The following is a 15,431-nucleotide window of genomic DNA, read 5'->3' as shown; positions in this document are numbered from 1 at the left end:
GGCACTCACTTTGCTCGGCCGCACGGATGTCTCGCTCTACGACGGTTCGCTGGAGGAATGGTCCAACGATCCGGCGCGATCTCTCGAGTTGGGCGGCTGAAGGCGCCGTACGCGGACAGTGGTCCGTGATCGCAGCAGACACAGCACCAGCGAGACCGCCAGGAGTCCCGCGCACACCAGTGCCGCCAGGGCGAAGGCGGTCCGGGAGGTGTCCAACCGGCCGGACGCGCCCCGCAGGTAGATGCCGGAGACGGCGCTCAGGCACACGGCCGCGGAGACACGCTGCGCCATCTGCAGGATGCCGCCGGCCACTCCGGCGGCCTCGGCGGGCGCGTTCTGGAGGACCAGGGCCTGGTTCGGGGAGACGGTCAGGCCGGACGCGGCGCCCGAGCACACTTGGAGTCCGGCGAGCACGAAGGGCAGCGCGGTCACCGGCACGGACACGGCGGCCAGCGCCTCCGCGAGCACCGCGACGATGCCGAGCGCCGCGCCCAGCGTGACCGTGTGGGCACCCAGCCGGCGCACCACACGCCAGGCCACGGCCGAGGACACGCCCATCGCGACCGCCCCCGGCAGGGTCACCGCCGCGGCGACAAGCCCCGGCAGACCCAGGCCGCCCTGCAGGAACAGCGCCAGCACCACGCCCGCGGCCAGCGAGGAACCGAACTGGCCCATCGCCACCGCCGTTCCCAGCGCGTACGACGGCGAGCGTGCCAGTGACGGATGCACCAGAGGCACCATGCCCGCCCTGGCCCGTCGCCGCTGCCCCGCCACCAGGGCACCGGCGGACCCGAGTACGGCGGCCACCCACAGCGCGGCCTCGACGCCGCTGCCCGGCGTGACGATGAACGGCAGCATGAGCGAGAGCGTCAGCGCGGCCACGCACAGCAGTCCGCCCAGATCGAGCCCGGTGTGCGCCGCGACGCGCCGGGCCGGCGGCAGCCAACGGGCCGCCAGGAAAAGGGTGATGACGCCGACGGGCACGCTCATCAGCAGACACCCGCGCCAGCCCAGCCCGGCGGGCAGCACCCCGAGCAGCGCCCCGCCGAGCCCCGGGCCCAGCGCCGACGCGACCCCGCCGGTGACCGCGTACAGACCGAGCGCACGGGCCCGGTCCAGCCCCCGGAAGACGTCCTGAAGGGTGCCGATCACCTGGGAGTTGACCAGCCCGGCGCCGGCGCCCTGCACCAGCCTGGCGGTGACGACGGTGCCCGCCCGACCGGCCGTGGCGGCGATCACCGAGCACAGCACGAACGCCGAGAGCCCCAGCAGGAACAGGCCTTTGCGGCCGCGTACGTCACCGAGGCTGCCGCCGGGCACCAACACCAGGCCGAAGGCCAGCGAGTAGCCCGCGACGATCCACTGCACCTGGACGGCACCCGCGTCCAGCGACTGCCGCAGCGCCGGTACGGCGATGTTGAGAACCGACTGGTCCAGCAGGGTGGTCACCCCGGCAGCGAGGCAGACCAACAGCACGCGCCGGGCCGCGCGATCCTCTCCGGGCAGCATGCCGTCATGCTCACACCGGCAGAAGGCTCATGTCCCGCTGCAGGTCAGCCTGTTCGCGAGACGGAAACACGCCGTTCGCAACCTGCCGGCCCCCGCACCGGTCGTCGGCAGCGTCATCCGCCCCCGGTGTACGGAGCCAGGGCCGCGAAACCCCCGGCGAGCAGAACGAGCACGATCAGCCGGGCCCGTACGCGTTTGACGTGCCTTCGCATCGACATCCCTCCAACCTGCCGTCGGACGACATGGGTTGGGGGACGGTTTCCCTCCCCCGAAGGTAACCGTCCCCCAACCGCTTCCCCCGGCGCCGGACTGTAGGTCCAGCCGACCGCGTGGACGGTCCGTGCTGTCACCAGCACATGACCGCTGTCTCCCCCGGACCCCACGCGGAGTACAGACGTACGCGGACGAAGTAGCGGCGGCCCTTGACGAGCCGGGCCTTGATGGCCGTGTTGTGCGGTGTTCCCCCGTCGTCGTGGCCGGCGAGGTAGCGGGCTTCCCCGTCCCGCTCCTCGAAGACCACGACGACGGTGTCGCTGTCGCCGAAGGTGCCCACGGTGTACTCGCGGGTCTCCGGCGGCTCGACGGTGAAGTCGGCCTGCTCGCCCGGGCCGAGCCCGAGCGGCGCGGACCGGAAGGGCACCAGGGCCGGCGGGCGCGGCGCGTCGGCCGGCGGGTACCAGCGCAGCACGTACTCCTTGTCGGCCGCCGAGAGCGTGCCCGGCGGGTTCAGGCCCGCGCGGAACCGCTCCGGCTCCAGGATCAGCCCGCCCGAGAACGGGTACTCCATGATCGACTGCGGGTCCCAGACGGAGCCGTTGACCTCGTCCGGGTCGAGCTTGCGCAGGATGTTGAAGAACGTCTTGTCGCGGCTCCAGAAGTTCGGGGCGCCCGCCAGGTCGGCGTACACGGCCTCGTCGTCCCAGTGGATGCCGGCGAACGGGCTCTGGTGCTCGTGCAGCATGCCGAGCGCGTGCCCGATCTCGTGCAGGGCCGTCCCGCGCTCCCCGGGCGCGGTCAGGTCCCAGCCGAAGTTCATGGTGCGTTCGTTCTGCCCGACCTGCAGGCAGTCCTTGCCCACGGTCGACCAGGAGCCGTCGCCGAGCTGGAACCCGATGCGCAGCTCGGCCTCCGAGCGGTCGCCGACCTCGACGAAGGTCACGCCGATGCCGAGGTCCTGCCACTCCCGGAAACTCTCGCGCACCACGTCCTGCTGCTCCTTGGCGCCGACCCACGACACCCGGCGGGACTGCCCCGTTCCCGGTACGGGGATGACCGACCCGTCGGAGTCGCCGTCGAAGAAGTAGTAGTGCAGGACCGTGCCGTTGACCCACATCGGCCGTCCGCCGACGAGCGCACTGAGCCGCTCGACGGCCAGCCCCGCCGGGAAAGCAGGGGCCGACTGCTGCGCGAGGGAGCAGTAGCGTCCGGTCATGCGCACAGACTGCCGTGAGCACGGTCACAGGCGCCTGAGTCGGGGTCTACTCAAGTCCCCCTGTATCAGGAATGAGTACTCGCACTCATACTCTCGTGACGACCTTCGAACGCGAAGCGAAGACCCTTGAACTGCCCTGGCAGTTCACGGGACGTGAGGACGAGCTCGAGCTGATCCGCCGCTCCCTCACCGCGGGCCACCACGGCATCGTCGTGACCGGCCCGGCGGGCTGCGGCAAGACCCGGCTGGTCACCGAGGCCATGCGGGGCGGCGACCGTATGCGGGTCGCCGGGACGCCCGAGACCCGGCACATCCCCTTCGCCGCGTTCGCCCATCTGCTGCCCGAGACGGTCTCCCTGCACCGGGCGGTCCAACTCCTTTCCGGCGTACGGCTGTTGCTGGTCGACGACGCGCATCTGCTGGACGACGCCTCGGCCGCCCTGGTGCACCAGCTCGCCGTGCACGGCCGGACCCGGCTGATCGTCGTCGCCGCGGACGGCGTGCCGTATCCGAGCGCGATCTCCCGGCTGTGGACCGGGGAGCTGCTGCCGCGCCTCGCCCTGGAGCCGCTGCCCCGCGAGGACACCGAGCAGCTGCTCGCGGCGGGCGTGGGCGTCGGCCTGGAGCCGCTCACCCTCAACCGCCTGCACCACCTGTCCCAGGGAGACCTGAGGCTGCTGCGCGACCTGGTGGACGCGGTGCGCGAGCACGGACTGCTCACCCGCCTCCGCCCGGACACGGACGAATGGGCCTGGCGTGGCCCGGTCCCGGTGACGACGACCGTCCGCGAACGCACGGTCCACGCCCTGGAACGCCCGCGCTCCGACGAGCGCAGGACCCTGGAACGCCTGGCCTTCGGCGAACCCCTGCCGCAGCACATGGACGACTTCGACCTGCGGATCCTCGAACACCTCGAGACCGACGGCCTGATCCGCATCGACGACCACGGCACCGTCCGCCTCGCCCACCCCGTGCACGGCCCGGTGCTGCGCGCCGCGGCCGGCCGGCTGCGGGCACGGCGGCTGGCCCGCACCCCGGCCCACTGCGCCACGGCCCTGGCCGCCGAGTCGGCAGCGCTGACCCGACGGATCGAACAGGCCGACGTACGGGCGCTGCCGACGCCCGTGGGGGAGTGGCTCGCGCACGAGGGCGCACCGGTACCCGCCGGGTACGCGGCCGTGCGTGCCCGGTTCTCGCGGCTTCGGGGGGAGCTGCGGGAGGCGGCGGCCTGGGCGAGGGAGGGGCTGCGGGACGCACCGGGGGACGCGTCCTGCCGCACCGAACTCGCCCTGGCCGCCGCGCAGTCGGGGGATGCGCAGACCGCTCTGGAGGCGGTGCAGGGGCGGCCGTGCCCCGGCGGGTCCGCCGCTTGGCTGGCCGTCTCCCGAGGGGACGTGGAGGGCGCGGCGCTCGAAGCATTCGCCGAGCAGGAGGCGTACGCCCGCTACGACGCCGTACGCCTGGGCGCTCCCGAGAAGATCGCCGGCCGGCTCCCCGCCGACGGCGTGTTCGCCCTGCACGCGGACGCGCTGGCCCGCGGGGACGGTCCGGCGCTGGACCGGGCGGCCGCGGCGCTGGAGGAGCGCGGTTTCCTGCTGTTCGCCGCCGAGGCGCACGCCCAGGCCGTACGGGCACATCGCGACCCGCGAGCCGCGCGCACATCACGCACGCGTGCCGTCGCACTGGCCCGCCGCTGCCAGGGCGCCCGCACCCCGGCCCTGTCCGGCCTGGTCCTGGGTGAACTCACCGCCCGCCAGCGGCAGATCGTCACCCTCGCGGCCGCGGGCCTGAGCAACCGCCAGATCGCGGAACAGCTCACCTTGTCGATCCGCACCGTCGGCAACCACCTCTACAGCGCCTACGCCCGCCTCGGCGCGAGCGACCGGGCGGCGCTGCCGTGGCTCGTGGAACTCCCGGCCGCCCAACCGGCCTGAGCCACACCCATGAACCGGCGGTCTGACCCCCAGTATTCGGGGGAGGGGTCAGGCCGCCGCCTCATGTCCTCCGGGCGACGGGCGCACTTGTGCCGGCCGGGCGCGGCGCGCATCGTGGCCTTGCCCCGTCGAACACAGGAGCGGCCGTATGGCACAGAACCCGGAGTTGCACATCTGGTTCCAGCCGGTCAACGGAGAGGCTTTGGCGGTCAGAAGCCGCGATTTCCAGACGCTGGAGTCGGCGGTCGGCGCCCTGAACGAAGCACTCGAACAGGGCCGTACGCTGCGCTTCGAGCTGACTGGCCCGGACGACGCCGAGAACGGCTTCGCGCTGATCGACTTCGCCAAGGTCGTGGCGGTCAAGGTGTGGCCGGGGCTGGTCAAAGGCGCCGACGACGGCCAGTACTTGTGACGATGCCGGCGCACCGCGGCGGGTGAGCCCGCGGTGATCCGACGGCGTTCACGCCGCCCCGAACGCCGTGAACGCCCACCCCGTCGCCTGGTGCATCGCATCGCCCGGCAGCGCGGCGCGGGCGTCGCGCAGCGCCTCCGCCAGGGACAGGCCGGCGCTGAGGCCCTTGTGCAGGGCGAGCATCAGGGGGACCACGGCGTGGTCGTTGACGGGCGCGCTGCTGGCCACCACGCCCGCCGTGCCGAGCGGGAGTAGCGCCGTGACCAGGCCGAGGAGCTCGTCCGCACCGACCGAGGCGAGGCGGGCGGTGTCGCAGCTGGAGAGGATGATCCGGTACGGGCTGCGGTCCAGGCGCTCGAAGTCGTGCACGATGAGCGGGCCGTCGGCCATCCGCAGCGAGGAGAACAGGGGGCTGTCCGCGCGGAAGGTGCCGTGTGCGGCGATGTGGGCCAGCGCGGCGCCGTCGAGTTCCTCCAGCACGCGCGGCACGTGCGCGTCGTCGTGCTCCAGCAGGGTCGGTCTGCCGTACCGGTCGGCGAGTTCGGGCACCTCCGCACCGCCGGTCGCAAGGCCCGGACCGCGCACCAGGACGTGCCGGCCGCCGGGCGGCGGCTCGGTCTCGCGGGCGCGCAGCCAGCTGCTCGCCGACGGCGACACGCTGAGCACCCGCTCCCGCAGCGAGGGCAGCAGCGCCCACGGCACGCGGTGCAGCCGCCCCGGGGGTACGACCACGACGGGCCCGGAGCCCAGGTGCGCGGCGGCCGGTCCGAGCAGCAGCTCCTCCAGGCGGCGGCCCATGGCCTCCACCACCGGAAGTCGTGCCTCCGCCCCGGGGTGGGCCAGCCGCCGCAGCCCGGCCTGCACATGCTCGGCCTCGGTCTCGGCGTCGGCGAGCAGCCCCGCCTCGAACCGCCGCACTCGCCCGTCCCCGCACAGCAGTACCTGCACCCGCCCGTCGAGCACGGCGAGCTCCACCAGCCGTACCCCGCCCAGCCGTTCGAGCAGCCGGCCGACGTCGAACCGGTCCCCGTCGCCGGGGGCGTCGCCGCGCATGTGCAGGGTCCTGGAGCGGATCTCCCGCTCCAGCCGCCGCTGTTCACGCTCCAGCGCCGGGATGGGGCGGAGTTCCATGCGGGCGGCCGCCGCGCGGGCCGCGATCTCCCGGAACGCGGTCAGGTTGCTGAGTAGCGCCGGATCTGCCGGCGGCCGGGTGGGCGGCGTGGACAGCACGGTGGCCCGCCAGCGCTCGCTCCACATCAACAGCCGCCGTGGGCCGCCCGATTCGGCGCTCGCCTGCTGGGCCAGCGCGGCCAGCTCGGCGCCCTGCTCGGTGGCGCGGGCGCGCAGCTCCGAGGCGCCGAGCGTCATGCGGTGGTCGTCGAGCACGTCGAGCCCGCGCCGGCAGGCCTCCAGCACGCCCCGGCTCGACCCGGCGGCCCGGGCCCGCAGCGCCTGCGCCGCCCAGCCCGTCATCCGCGCCAGCGGCGGCCCGCTGTGCCGGCTGCGGGCGGCCACGGCCAGATGCCGCTCGGCGTCCGCCGTCCAGCCCAGGCCCAGCGCGATCCGGCCGGCCAGCAGCGAAGCCGCAGGTGCGGCCGGCGCGCCGAAGGACGCCAGCCGTTCGGCCACCGCGGCCGCGTCGGCGACCAGCCGCCCCGAACCGCGCCCCGCCGCGAGCCGCGCCTCGATCAGCACCAGCCGGGCGTGCGTCTCCCACCAGGGGCGCCGCTGCCCGGCGAACAGCCGCACGGCCAGGGCGGCGCGCGCGATCGCCGTGTTGGGATCGCCCGCCACCCTGGCCGCGCGCGCCGCGGCCAGCAGCAGCTCCGCCTTGCGTGTGGACTGCCCGCCGATGCCGTCGAGCACCCCGATCGCGGTGTCCGCCTCGGCCAGCGCCTCCGGGGCGAGCCCGGCGGCCATCAGCACCTCGCAGCGCCGGATGTAGAGCATGAAGGACGGCGTGCCGAGCTTGGCGTAGCGCTCCTCGGCCTCGTCGAGGAGGCGCAGCGCGACCGGGACGTCGCCCATCCGGTAGGCGGCAAGCCCCCGGCTCTCCACGACGTCCGCCTTGTCGTGGTCCTGGCCGGTGGTGTCCCACAGCGCCTCGGCCGCGGCGAAGTCGGCGTCGGCCCGGTCCACCGCACCGAGCGCCAGATGCACCGTCGCCCGCAAGGTCAGCGCCCGCGCCGTCCAGATGACGTCGTCCGCCTGCCGCAGCACGGGAATCGCCTTGCGTACGTCGTCCAGCGCCTCCCGGTGCCGGCCCAGCACCCAGGAGGCGTAGGCCCGCCGGAACAGCACACGCGCGCGGGTGTGCCCGCTGCTCACCGCGACACCCCGCTCCAGCGCCTCCAGGCCCTGCCGGGTGCGCCCCGCGTGCACCAGCGCCACGCCGAGCGCGGCCAGCACGTCCGCCTCCCGGTCGGGTGCCTGGGCGCGCGCCGCCAGATCCCGGGCGCGGCGCAGATGGTGCAGCGCGATCCGCATGTCGCCCCAGTCCCGCTGCCAGATGCCGATCACCTGGTGCGCGACGGAGGCGCGCCACGGCGACGGACCGGATTCCAGCACGCCCTGAGCCCGCGCCCGGGCCTCGCCCGGGTCGGCGAACACCATCGGCAGCAGTTCGAGAACCGAGTCGCTTCCCGCTGTCACTCAAAGGATGGTAGTGGGCCTGGTTGCGCCCCACACCGGTTTGGCGCTGTATCAATCGACGGCTCCGCGACTCTGATTGACGACTGTCGCCTCAGTGGGAGGACACGCCATGGCACCTCAGCGATTCCACGAGCAGTTCGACCAGATCCAGCGTTCGATGCCCGGCGTCTCCCTCGCGATGGGACCCGACGACGCGGCGGAGTTCATCTACGAGAAGGGCGTGGTCCTCGCCCGGGACGGTGAGGAGGCGCGGCTCGTCGAGGACACCGTGCGCACCCACTTCACCGCGGCGACCGGACTGACCGCCGACCGGGTACAGCGGGTCAGCCCGGAGACCAACCGCTCGGGCATCACCCGCATCCAGGTCGGCGACCCCGGCCACGGCGACCGGCGCGGCGACCGGGCCGTGGCCCACGCCCTGCGCGCCATGCGCGAGCACGAGGGGCGCCAGGGCCGTCGGCTGGTCAGCCGCAACCACGTGGTGTCGATCGCCGTCAACTCCTGTCCCGGCGACGAGCCGGTGCCCGCGCCGCTGACCGGGGGCACCAACCCGGCACCGGCCGAGTCCGGCTACGTCGCCGACACCGCCGTCGGCGTCCTCGTCATCGACAACGGCCTCACGCACGACTACGGGATGGTCCCGCTGCTCGCCCATGTCCAGGGCGACCTCCACGGCACCGAGACCGACGGGGACGGCAAGCTCCTCCAGTACGTCGGCCACGGCACGTTCATCGCCGGCCTGCTCGCGGCCGTCGCACCCAACACGAAGGTCACGGTGCGCAACACCCTCAACGACGCCGGTGCCGTCCTGGAGTCCGAGTTCGGGCAGCGGCTCTTCGACGCCGTCGACGAGCACGGCTGGCCGGACGTCATCAGCCTGTCCGCCGGCACCTCCAACGGCCGCACCGACGGCCTCCTCGGCGTCGAGAGCTTCATGCAGGAGCTGCGCAACCAGCGCACCCTGCTGGTCGCGGCGGCCGGCAACAACTCCAGCGCCACCCCGTTCTGGCCCGCCGCCTACGCCTCCCTGCCCGACTACCAGGACGTCGTCCTGTCGGTCGGCGCGCTGCGCACCGACGGCCAGCACGGCGCCTGCTTCAGCAACCACGGCGCCTGGGTGAACGCGTACGCCCCCGGCGAGCGCCTCACCAGCGCCCTCACCGGCTTCGACGCCCCGGTGCCTTACGTCTACCAGCACTCGACGTACGACGCCTGCCGCTTCGGCTTCACCTACGTGTGCACCTGCCAGTACCCGCGCCACACCGGCGTGTTGAGCGAGGCCGGCACTCCCACCGCCACCAAGGCGGACCAGGTGATGTTCGAGGGGTACGCGCACTGGAGCGGCACCTCGTTCGCCACTCCGCTGGCCGCGGGCATGGTCGCCGCCTACATGACGGCCAACAAGGAGTCCGCCGCGCGTACGGCGCGCAAGCAGCTCCTCGCCGCAAACAACGAGTACGCGGAAGTGCGCGGGGCGCACGTGCCGGCGCTGCTCCCGCCGACTTGGCGCCCCGGCCCGGCGACTCCGGCATGAGGTCTGGAACGGCCCCCTCCACGGCGTACGATGACCTGTCGTACACGAGGGGTGGGGCCGTGGACCGAGCAGATGTCGGCGCGTTGGTCCAGTCCGCCGTCGACGGCGACGCGGCGGCCTGGAAGGCGCTCGTGGAGGGGCTGAGCCCACTGGTGTGGTCCGTCGTGCGCTCGCACCGGCTCTCCGACGCCGACGCGCACGAGGTGTACCAGACCGTGTGGTTCCGCTTCGCCCAGCACCTGGGGCGCATCCGCGAACCGGAGAAGGCCGGCGCCTGGCTGGCGAGCACCGCACGGCACGAGTGCCTGAAGGTGCTCAAGAGCTTAAGGCGGCTGACCCCGACGGACGATCCACAGGTGCTCGACCGGGTCAGCGACGACCGTACGCCCGAGCAGTCCTTCCTCGACCTGGAGGAGGCGGCCGCCGAGACCGAGCGGATCCGGCACCTGTGGCAGGAGTTCGAGGAACTCGGCGACCGGTGCAGGCAGTTGCTGCGGGTCCTGATGGCCTCGCCGCCGCCCAACTACCGGGAGGTGTCCGCGGCGCTGGGGATCGCCGTGGGCAGCATCGGACCGCTGCGCCAGCGCTGTCTGCGGCGTCTGCGGGCACGACTCGAAGCACGAGGGGCGGTGTGAGGGACATGGGGGACATGAGCAACGTGAATGGTGAAGAGCCCTTCGACGGCGACGAATTGGACCTCGACCTGCTGGAGGCGGAGCTCCGCCAGGCCGCCGCCATCCTCGATCCGGTGCCGGCCGAGTTGCGGCAGATCGCCGTCGAGGCCTTCGCGCTGCACGATCTCGACGCCCGTATCGCCGAGTTGACCTTCGACTCGGTGATCGACGCCATCCCGGTCCGGGGAGCGGTGGACGTGCCGCGCATGCTGACGTTCCACGCCGGCGAGGTGACCGTCGACGTGGAACTGACCGCACAGGGGCTGATGGGACAGGTGCTGCCGCCGCAGACGGCCCGCATCGAGGTGCTCAGAGGCCCGCAGGCGGGCTCGCCGCTGTCGACCGACGACATGGGGCGCTTCACCTCCGCCGAACCCCCCGTCGGCCCGTTCGCGCTGCGATTGCGGACCGGCGAGGGTGTGGTCGTCACGGACTGGCTGACGGCCTGACGCGGAACCGGAACCCTGCCCTCACCACGTGACGGGCAGGGTCTGCGGCCCTCGGATCATGGTCTTGCGGCGCCAGACGACCTGATCCGCGGGGACCGCGAGGCGCAGGTCCGGCAGCCGGTCCAGCAGTGTGTCGACGAGCAGTTCGGTCTGCATACGGGCGAGCAGGGCACCGGTGCAGTAGTGCGTGCCGTTGCCGAAGGCCAGGTGCGGCTTGGGGTCGCGGTCGGCGTCGATGCGGTCCGGGTCGGGGAAGACCTCCGGGTCGCGGTTGGCGGCGAGGTAGGAGACGTACACCGGGTCGCCCGCGCTGATGCGGTGGCCGTGCAGGTCGACGTCCTCCAGGGCGATGCGGGCCAGGCCCACCGAGGCGCGGTGCGGGATGTAGCGCAGCAGCTCGTCCAGGACGGGCCCGCGCGCTTCCGGCTCGAGCATCCGCGCCCTCAACTCCGGCCGCGTGAGCACCAGATACAGCATCTGGCCGCAGTTGTGGGTGACGGCCTCGCCGCCGATCTGCAGCGGCCCGGCGAGGCCCACGGCCTCTTCCTCGCTGATCTCGCCGCGGCGCACGGCGACGCCGAGCAGCGAGTACACGTCCTCCGTCGTGCTGTGCGCCCGCGCGCGGATGGTGTCGGTGATCCACCCGTACAGGCCCTTCTTGGCGCGGTCGGCGGCCTCGGAGCCGCCGGAGGTGGAGATGATCTGCCGCGTCCAGGCGTGCACCCGCTCCCGGTCCTCGGCCGGCACCCCCATCACCTCGCTGACCACGGTGATCGGGAAGGGCTCCAGCACCCGCTCGACCAGATCGGCGGGCGGCCCGTCCCGCAGGACGCCCTCCACCAGCTCGTCGAGGATCTCCTGCGCGCGGGGCCGCAGCCGCTTCATCGCGCTCACGGTGAAGGCACCGGCGACCGGCTTGCGCAGCCGGTTGTGGTCGGGCTGGTCGGCCCAGGCGAGCGAGCCCGGCCGGGGCGCGAAGTTGGGGGCGAGCCGGGTCACCTGACGGCGGGTGACCTCCGTACGGCTGAAGCGGGGATCGTTGGTGATCAGCTTCACGTCCTCGTACCGGGTCGCCAGCCACGCCCAGCCCTCGCCGTGCGGCAGGGAGATGCGGGTCAGCGGGCCCTCGCGCATGAACTCCGCGAGCACGGGGTCGAACTCGGTCCCGGCCAGGTCGAGCGCGGGCCAGTGCCGTACCGGAGGCGGGGCCTGCGAGGTCAGCGTGGTGATCTCCTCGGTCATGCCCCCACCCTCGCCCCCGCCCGGTCGCCTGTCGCGCGGGAGTGCTCCAGGCGGAGGTCAGCCCGGCACGGCGTCGACGAGGGCGGCGAGCGCCGAGGCCAGCCGGGTCAGTCCGGGTCCCGCGGGCCCGCCGGGTTCGGTCATGTACGTGTCCCGTCGGATCTCCACCATCAGGGCGCCGACCCGCGCGTCCTTCCCGTAGAACTCCAGCGGTACGTACGTCCCGCTGAACGGGCTGTCCAGCCCCGTTTCATCACCCGACGCGAACGCCCGCTCGGCCGCTGCCAGCAGCTCGGGTGGCGTGTGGAAGGGATCGGTGCCCAGGCAGATGGGCGGGCGCGGGCCCTCGCCGTGCAGCTCGTAGGGCAGCGCGGCGCTCGGGTAGGAGTGCACATCGATGACGACGGCCCGCCCGGTGGCCGCCAGACGGTCGGCCACCGCGTCCGCCATCGCCTGCGCGTACGGCCGGAAGTACCGGTCGATCAACGGCGCGGGGTCGGTGTCCGCCGGCCGCAGCAGCTCCCGGTGCGTGGTCCGCGTGTACACCGCCCCCATCCCGACGGACAGCATCTCCTCCCGCTCGTCCGGAAACCGCTCCGGATCGACCACCAGCCGCGACGCCCGGTTCACGAATCGCCAGGGAGCCACACGCGCCAGCCCGGCAGCAGCCTCGGCGAGCCGGTCCGTGTGCGCATCGGTGATGTGGTCCAACTCCCGCTCCAGAGTGGCGTCGTCCAGCACGATGCCCGAGCGCACCGCGGGCGGAATGTGCCGCGCGGAGTGCGGTACGTGCAGGATCACGGGGGAGCGGTCGGCGCCGGGGAGGAGCTCGAAGGACGGTGCGTCGGTGTGCGGCATGGCTGCTCCCGGGAGGTCGTCGGTGCCGTACCGAATGATCTCAATCTCCGTCCGGCGCGTCCTCGCCTCAGGACCGCCGCCCGCCGAACTCCCAGGCGTGGACCTCGATCTCGGCGTACCGGTCCGCGGTGAGGACGGCACGTGCGGTCTCCGGGTCCGGGGCGCGGAGCAGCACGGCCGTGCCCAGCCAGGTGTCACCGTCGTCGGACAGCAGCGGCCCGTACGCGATCAGCTCGTCCCGTTCGGACGGCAGGTCGAGGTCGGCGGCGGGCCCGGAGCCGAGACCGAGCACCAGGTACCGGTTGCCACCGGTGGCGCCCCCGCCGAACTCCCACATGGTGCGCTCCAGCAGATTGCGCCAGCGCCGCAGCAGCACGTCCCGGTACGCACCGGCCTGGTAGTTGGGCTCGTCGAAGGCGAACGCGCGGGCGGCAGCGGCATCCGGCAGGTCGACGATGTGCACACTGCCGGTGAGCGTCTCACCGTCGTCGGCGAAGGTCGGCCCGCGGGCGATCAGCTCCTTCGCGTACTGGTCCATGTACGACCAGTGCGCTTCGAGCAGTTCGTGGCGCAAGGGGAGGGAGCCGGTCCGGTCACGGTGATAACAGAGGAACTCCATGGGCACAGAGTCTGCCGGGTGCCCGCTACCGACCGCCCCTGGATATCCGGATCACCGCGCGCCCGCCATCCAGGTCCACCGTCGTACGGCTCGGCGGCGCCCCGTCCTCCTCGTCGTCCCGCATGACCAGCGCCGACTGCCGCTCCTTGCGGGCGGAGACCATGCGCAGGGCGTACGGTTTGGCATGCCCATCAGCAATCAGCGGATCACCGAGCACGCTTTTCTGGAAGTGCTCTACGAGGACGACTACTTCCCCGATCACGTGCTGGACCGCGGCAAGGCGATCCTCCTGGCGCTGTGCGAGCGCATCGAGGCCGAACGGCCCGCCGACCTTGCCGCACTGTACGTCCTGACACAGGCCGCCACGCTGATCGCCACCCGCGAGTGGTGAGCCTTCAGCCCAGCAACTCCCCGAGAAGACCGGCGACTTGTTCGGTCTCGATTGAAGGCCGGAGCGGAGCGTCAGCTCACGGCACGACAACCCGTCGTGGTGACACGCACGTAGTCGACGTGGCGTCGGGTCACAAGCACCGTCATGCGACGAGAGAACCACAGGGGATCAGGGCGGACCAGCGTCCCGTCCGGCCTGACATGCAGACTTCAGGAATGACATGGGGTGACATGGATGCGTTACGGCGGGTTACCGACGCGCCGTTGTCAGAGCCCTCGCCTAGTCTCGAGCCATGACCGTCCACGAGCTCTCGCGCACCGACGCCCGCCGCATCGCCGTGCGCGCCCAACTCCTGGATGCCGTACGGCCGGACGGGCTGCCGGCGGTGGTGCGCGGGCTGACCCTGCTGCAGATCGACCCGATCGCCGCCATCGCGCCGAATGCCGACCTCGTGGCGTGGAGTCGGCTCGGATCGCCGTATGCACCAGCGCAGTTGGGCGCCGCCCTGGAGAAGCGCTCGCTGCTGGAGCTGCAGGCGATGATCCGGCCCGCCGAGGATCTCGCGCTGTACCGCGCGGAGATGGCCGAGTGGCCGGAGCGGGGGACGCCGTCGTCGTGGCGGGAGTACCACCGGACGTGGGTGGCCGCCAACGACGCGTGCCGCCGGGACATCCTCGACCGGCTCGGCGCGGAGGGACCGCTGCCCTCCCGTGCCCTGCCGGACACCTGCGCCAAGCCGTGGAAGTCGAGCGGCTGGACCAACAACCGCAATGTCACCAAGCTTCTGGAGCTCATGGTGCAGCGCGGCGAGGTCGCCGTCGCGGGCCGCACCGGCGGCGACCGCCTGTGGGACCTGGCGGACCGCGTCTACCCCGACGCACCCGCGATCCCGGTCGAGGAAGCGCTGCGCATCCGCGACGAGCGCCGGCTGCGCGCCCTCGGTATCGCCCGCGCCCGCGGACCGGAGTGCCAGGTCGAGCCGGCGGACGTGGGCGAGGCGGGCGAGGAGGCCGTCGTGGCGGGCGTGCGGGGCAAGTGGCGCGTGGACCCTGCCCAGTTGGGGCTGCCCTTCGAGGGGCGGGCCGCCCTGCTGTCCCCGTTCGACCGCCTCGTGCACGACCGCAAGCGCACGGTCGAGCTGTTCGAGTACGAGTACCAGCTGGAGATGTACAAGCCGGCAGCAAAGCGCCGCTGGGGCTACTTCGCCCTGCCGATCCTGTACGGCGACCGGCTCGTCGGAAAGCTCGACGCCGCTGCCGACCGCAAGGCAGGCGCGCTGCGTGTGCACGCGCTCCACGAGGACGTGCCGTTCACCAAGGCCATGAGCGCGGAGATCGACCGGGAGATCGAGGACCTGGCCCGCTGGCTCGAGCTGGAGCTCGTCAGGCCGCGCCGCTGACGCCGGAGGCCACGAAACGCCGGTGCAGCGGCGAGAACCCGGCCTTGGGCTCCCCGGTGATGCCGGCTTCCTTGACGGCGGGCGTCAGCCGCTCCGCGAAGAACCGCTCGAAGTCCGCCTGGGCATTCCATACGTCGGTGACGTGCAGTGCGCCCCCTTCGAACCAGGCCACGTGCAGGACGGCGCCCGCCGGTTGCTGCTCCTCCCAACGCACCGTGTCCCGTACGGCGTCGTACTGCTCGGGCGTGACCCCACTCCAGCGCAGGGACAACACAACAGCCATGGCAGTGCTCCTTTGTTCGGTTTCCCCTGCTCAGTAGACCGAC

13 protein-coding genes and 2 pseudogenes are annotated in these 15,431 nt (G+C 72.8%); 7 read left to right on the top strand and 8 right to left on the bottom strand.

The window, feature by feature from the left end; genetic code table 11:
* Positions 1-36: 36 nt before the first annotated feature.
* Positions 37-1,509: an MFS transporter gene (locus ACFY1L_RS01085; protein WP_388816213.1), complete on the bottom strand. Its 1,473-nt coding sequence runs from the start codon at positions 1,507-1,509 to the stop codon at positions 37-39.
* Between the two features lie 346 nt (positions 1,510-1,855).
* Positions 1,856-2,941 (bottom strand): M12 family metallopeptidase, encoded by a 1,086-nt coding sequence (locus ACFY1L_RS01080; protein ID WP_388816210.1) that lies wholly within the window; start codon positions 2,939-2,941, stop codon positions 1,856-1,858.
* 71 nt (positions 2,942-3,012) lie between these two features.
* Between ACFY1L_RS01080 and ACFY1L_RS01075 the strand changes: the two genes are divergently transcribed.
* Together ACFY1L_RS01075 and ACFY1L_RS01070 are read left to right on the top strand one after the other, a co-directional pair.
* Complete coding sequence (locus ACFY1L_RS01075) at positions 3,013-4,875, top strand: LuxR C-terminal-related transcriptional regulator (RefSeq protein WP_388816207.1); 1,863 nt, start codon at positions 3,013-3,015, stop codon at positions 4,873-4,875.
* Positions 4,876-5,023: 148 nt separating this feature from the next.
* Complete coding sequence (locus ACFY1L_RS01070; RefSeq protein ID WP_361258489.1) at positions 5,024-5,287, top strand: hypothetical protein; 264 nt, start codon at positions 5,024-5,026, stop codon at positions 5,285-5,287.
* Between the two features lie 48 nt (positions 5,288-5,335).
* On the opposite strand, the gene ACFY1L_RS01065 is transcribed toward ACFY1L_RS01070, so the two are convergent.
* Positions 5,336-7,900 (bottom strand): CHAT domain-containing protein, encoded by a 2,565-nt coding sequence (locus ACFY1L_RS01065; RefSeq protein WP_388818840.1) that lies wholly within the window; start codon positions 7,898-7,900, stop codon positions 5,336-5,338.
* 148 nt (positions 7,901-8,048) lie between these two features.
* Here ACFY1L_RS01065 and ACFY1L_RS01060 point away from each other — a divergent pair, with 148 nt between their 5' ends.
* The 3 genes from ACFY1L_RS01060 to ACFY1L_RS01050 are packed head-to-tail and all read left to right on the top strand — an operon-like array spanning position 8,049 to position 10,596.
* Positions 8,049-9,473, top strand: a complete 1,425-nt coding sequence (locus ACFY1L_RS01060; protein WP_388816204.1) for a S8/S53 family peptidase — start codon at positions 8,049-8,051, stop codon at positions 9,471-9,473.
* A gap of 59 nt (positions 9,474-9,532) precedes the next feature.
* On the top strand, positions 9,533-10,108 hold the full coding sequence (locus tag ACFY1L_RS01055; protein ID WP_388816201.1) for an RNA polymerase sigma factor: 576 nt from the start codon (positions 9,533-9,535) through the stop codon (positions 10,106-10,108).
* A gap of 14 nt (positions 10,109-10,122) precedes the next feature.
* Positions 10,123-10,596, top strand: coding sequence for a hypothetical protein (locus ACFY1L_RS01050; RefSeq protein ID WP_388816199.1), 474 nt, complete (start codon positions 10,123-10,125; stop codon positions 10,594-10,596).
* A gap of 21 nt (positions 10,597-10,617) precedes the next feature.
* Here the strand turns inward: ACFY1L_RS01050 and ACFY1L_RS01045 are convergent, their stop codons facing one another.
* The 4 genes and pseudogenes from ACFY1L_RS01045 to ACFY1L_RS01030 all read right to left on the bottom strand — a co-directional run.
* Entirely contained in the window at positions 10,618-11,838 is a 1,221-nt protein-coding gene (locus ACFY1L_RS01045; RefSeq protein ID WP_388816196.1) for a cytochrome P450, read from the bottom strand.
* A gap of 57 nt (positions 11,839-11,895) precedes the next feature.
* Entirely contained in the window at positions 11,896-12,696 is an 801-nt protein-coding gene (locus ACFY1L_RS01040) for an N-formylglutamate amidohydrolase (protein WP_388816193.1), read from the bottom strand.
* Positions 12,697-12,763: 67 nt separating this feature from the next.
* Positions 12,764-13,315, bottom strand: coding sequence for a YciI family protein (locus ACFY1L_RS01035; RefSeq protein WP_388816190.1), 552 nt, complete (start codon positions 13,313-13,315; stop codon positions 12,764-12,766).
* Between the two features lie 25 nt (positions 13,316-13,340).
* Positions 13,341-13,472: pseudogene (locus ACFY1L_RS01030) on the bottom strand (DUF6191 domain-containing protein); the annotation flags it as partial.
* A 27-nt stretch (positions 13,473-13,499) separates the two neighbouring features.
* Between ACFY1L_RS01030 and ACFY1L_RS01025 the strand changes: the two are divergent.
* Positions 13,500-13,682, top strand: a pseudogene (locus ACFY1L_RS01025) (DUF5713 family protein); the annotation flags it as partial.
* A gap of 316 nt (positions 13,683-13,998) precedes the next feature.
* The gene (locus ACFY1L_RS01020; protein ID WP_388816187.1) at positions 13,999-15,105 is read left to right on the top strand and encodes a DNA glycosylase AlkZ-like family protein; all 1,107 of its coding nucleotides are present in this window, start codon (positions 13,999-14,001) and stop codon (positions 15,103-15,105) included.
* Here the strand turns inward: ACFY1L_RS01020 and ACFY1L_RS01015 are convergent.
* Entirely contained in the window at positions 15,089-15,388 is a 300-nt protein-coding gene (locus ACFY1L_RS01015; protein ID WP_388816184.1) for a hypothetical protein, read from the bottom strand. The two genes, ACFY1L_RS01020 and ACFY1L_RS01015, sit on opposite strands and share 17 nt — an antisense overlap.
* Between the last annotated feature and the right edge of the window lie 43 nt (positions 15,389-15,431).

The organism is Streptomyces sp. NPDC001663 (assembly GCF_042893105.1).
Classification (GTDB): Bacteria; Actinomycetota; Actinomycetes; order Streptomycetales; family Streptomycetaceae; genus Streptomyces.
This window is presented reverse-complemented; position numbering and strand designations above follow the sequence as displayed.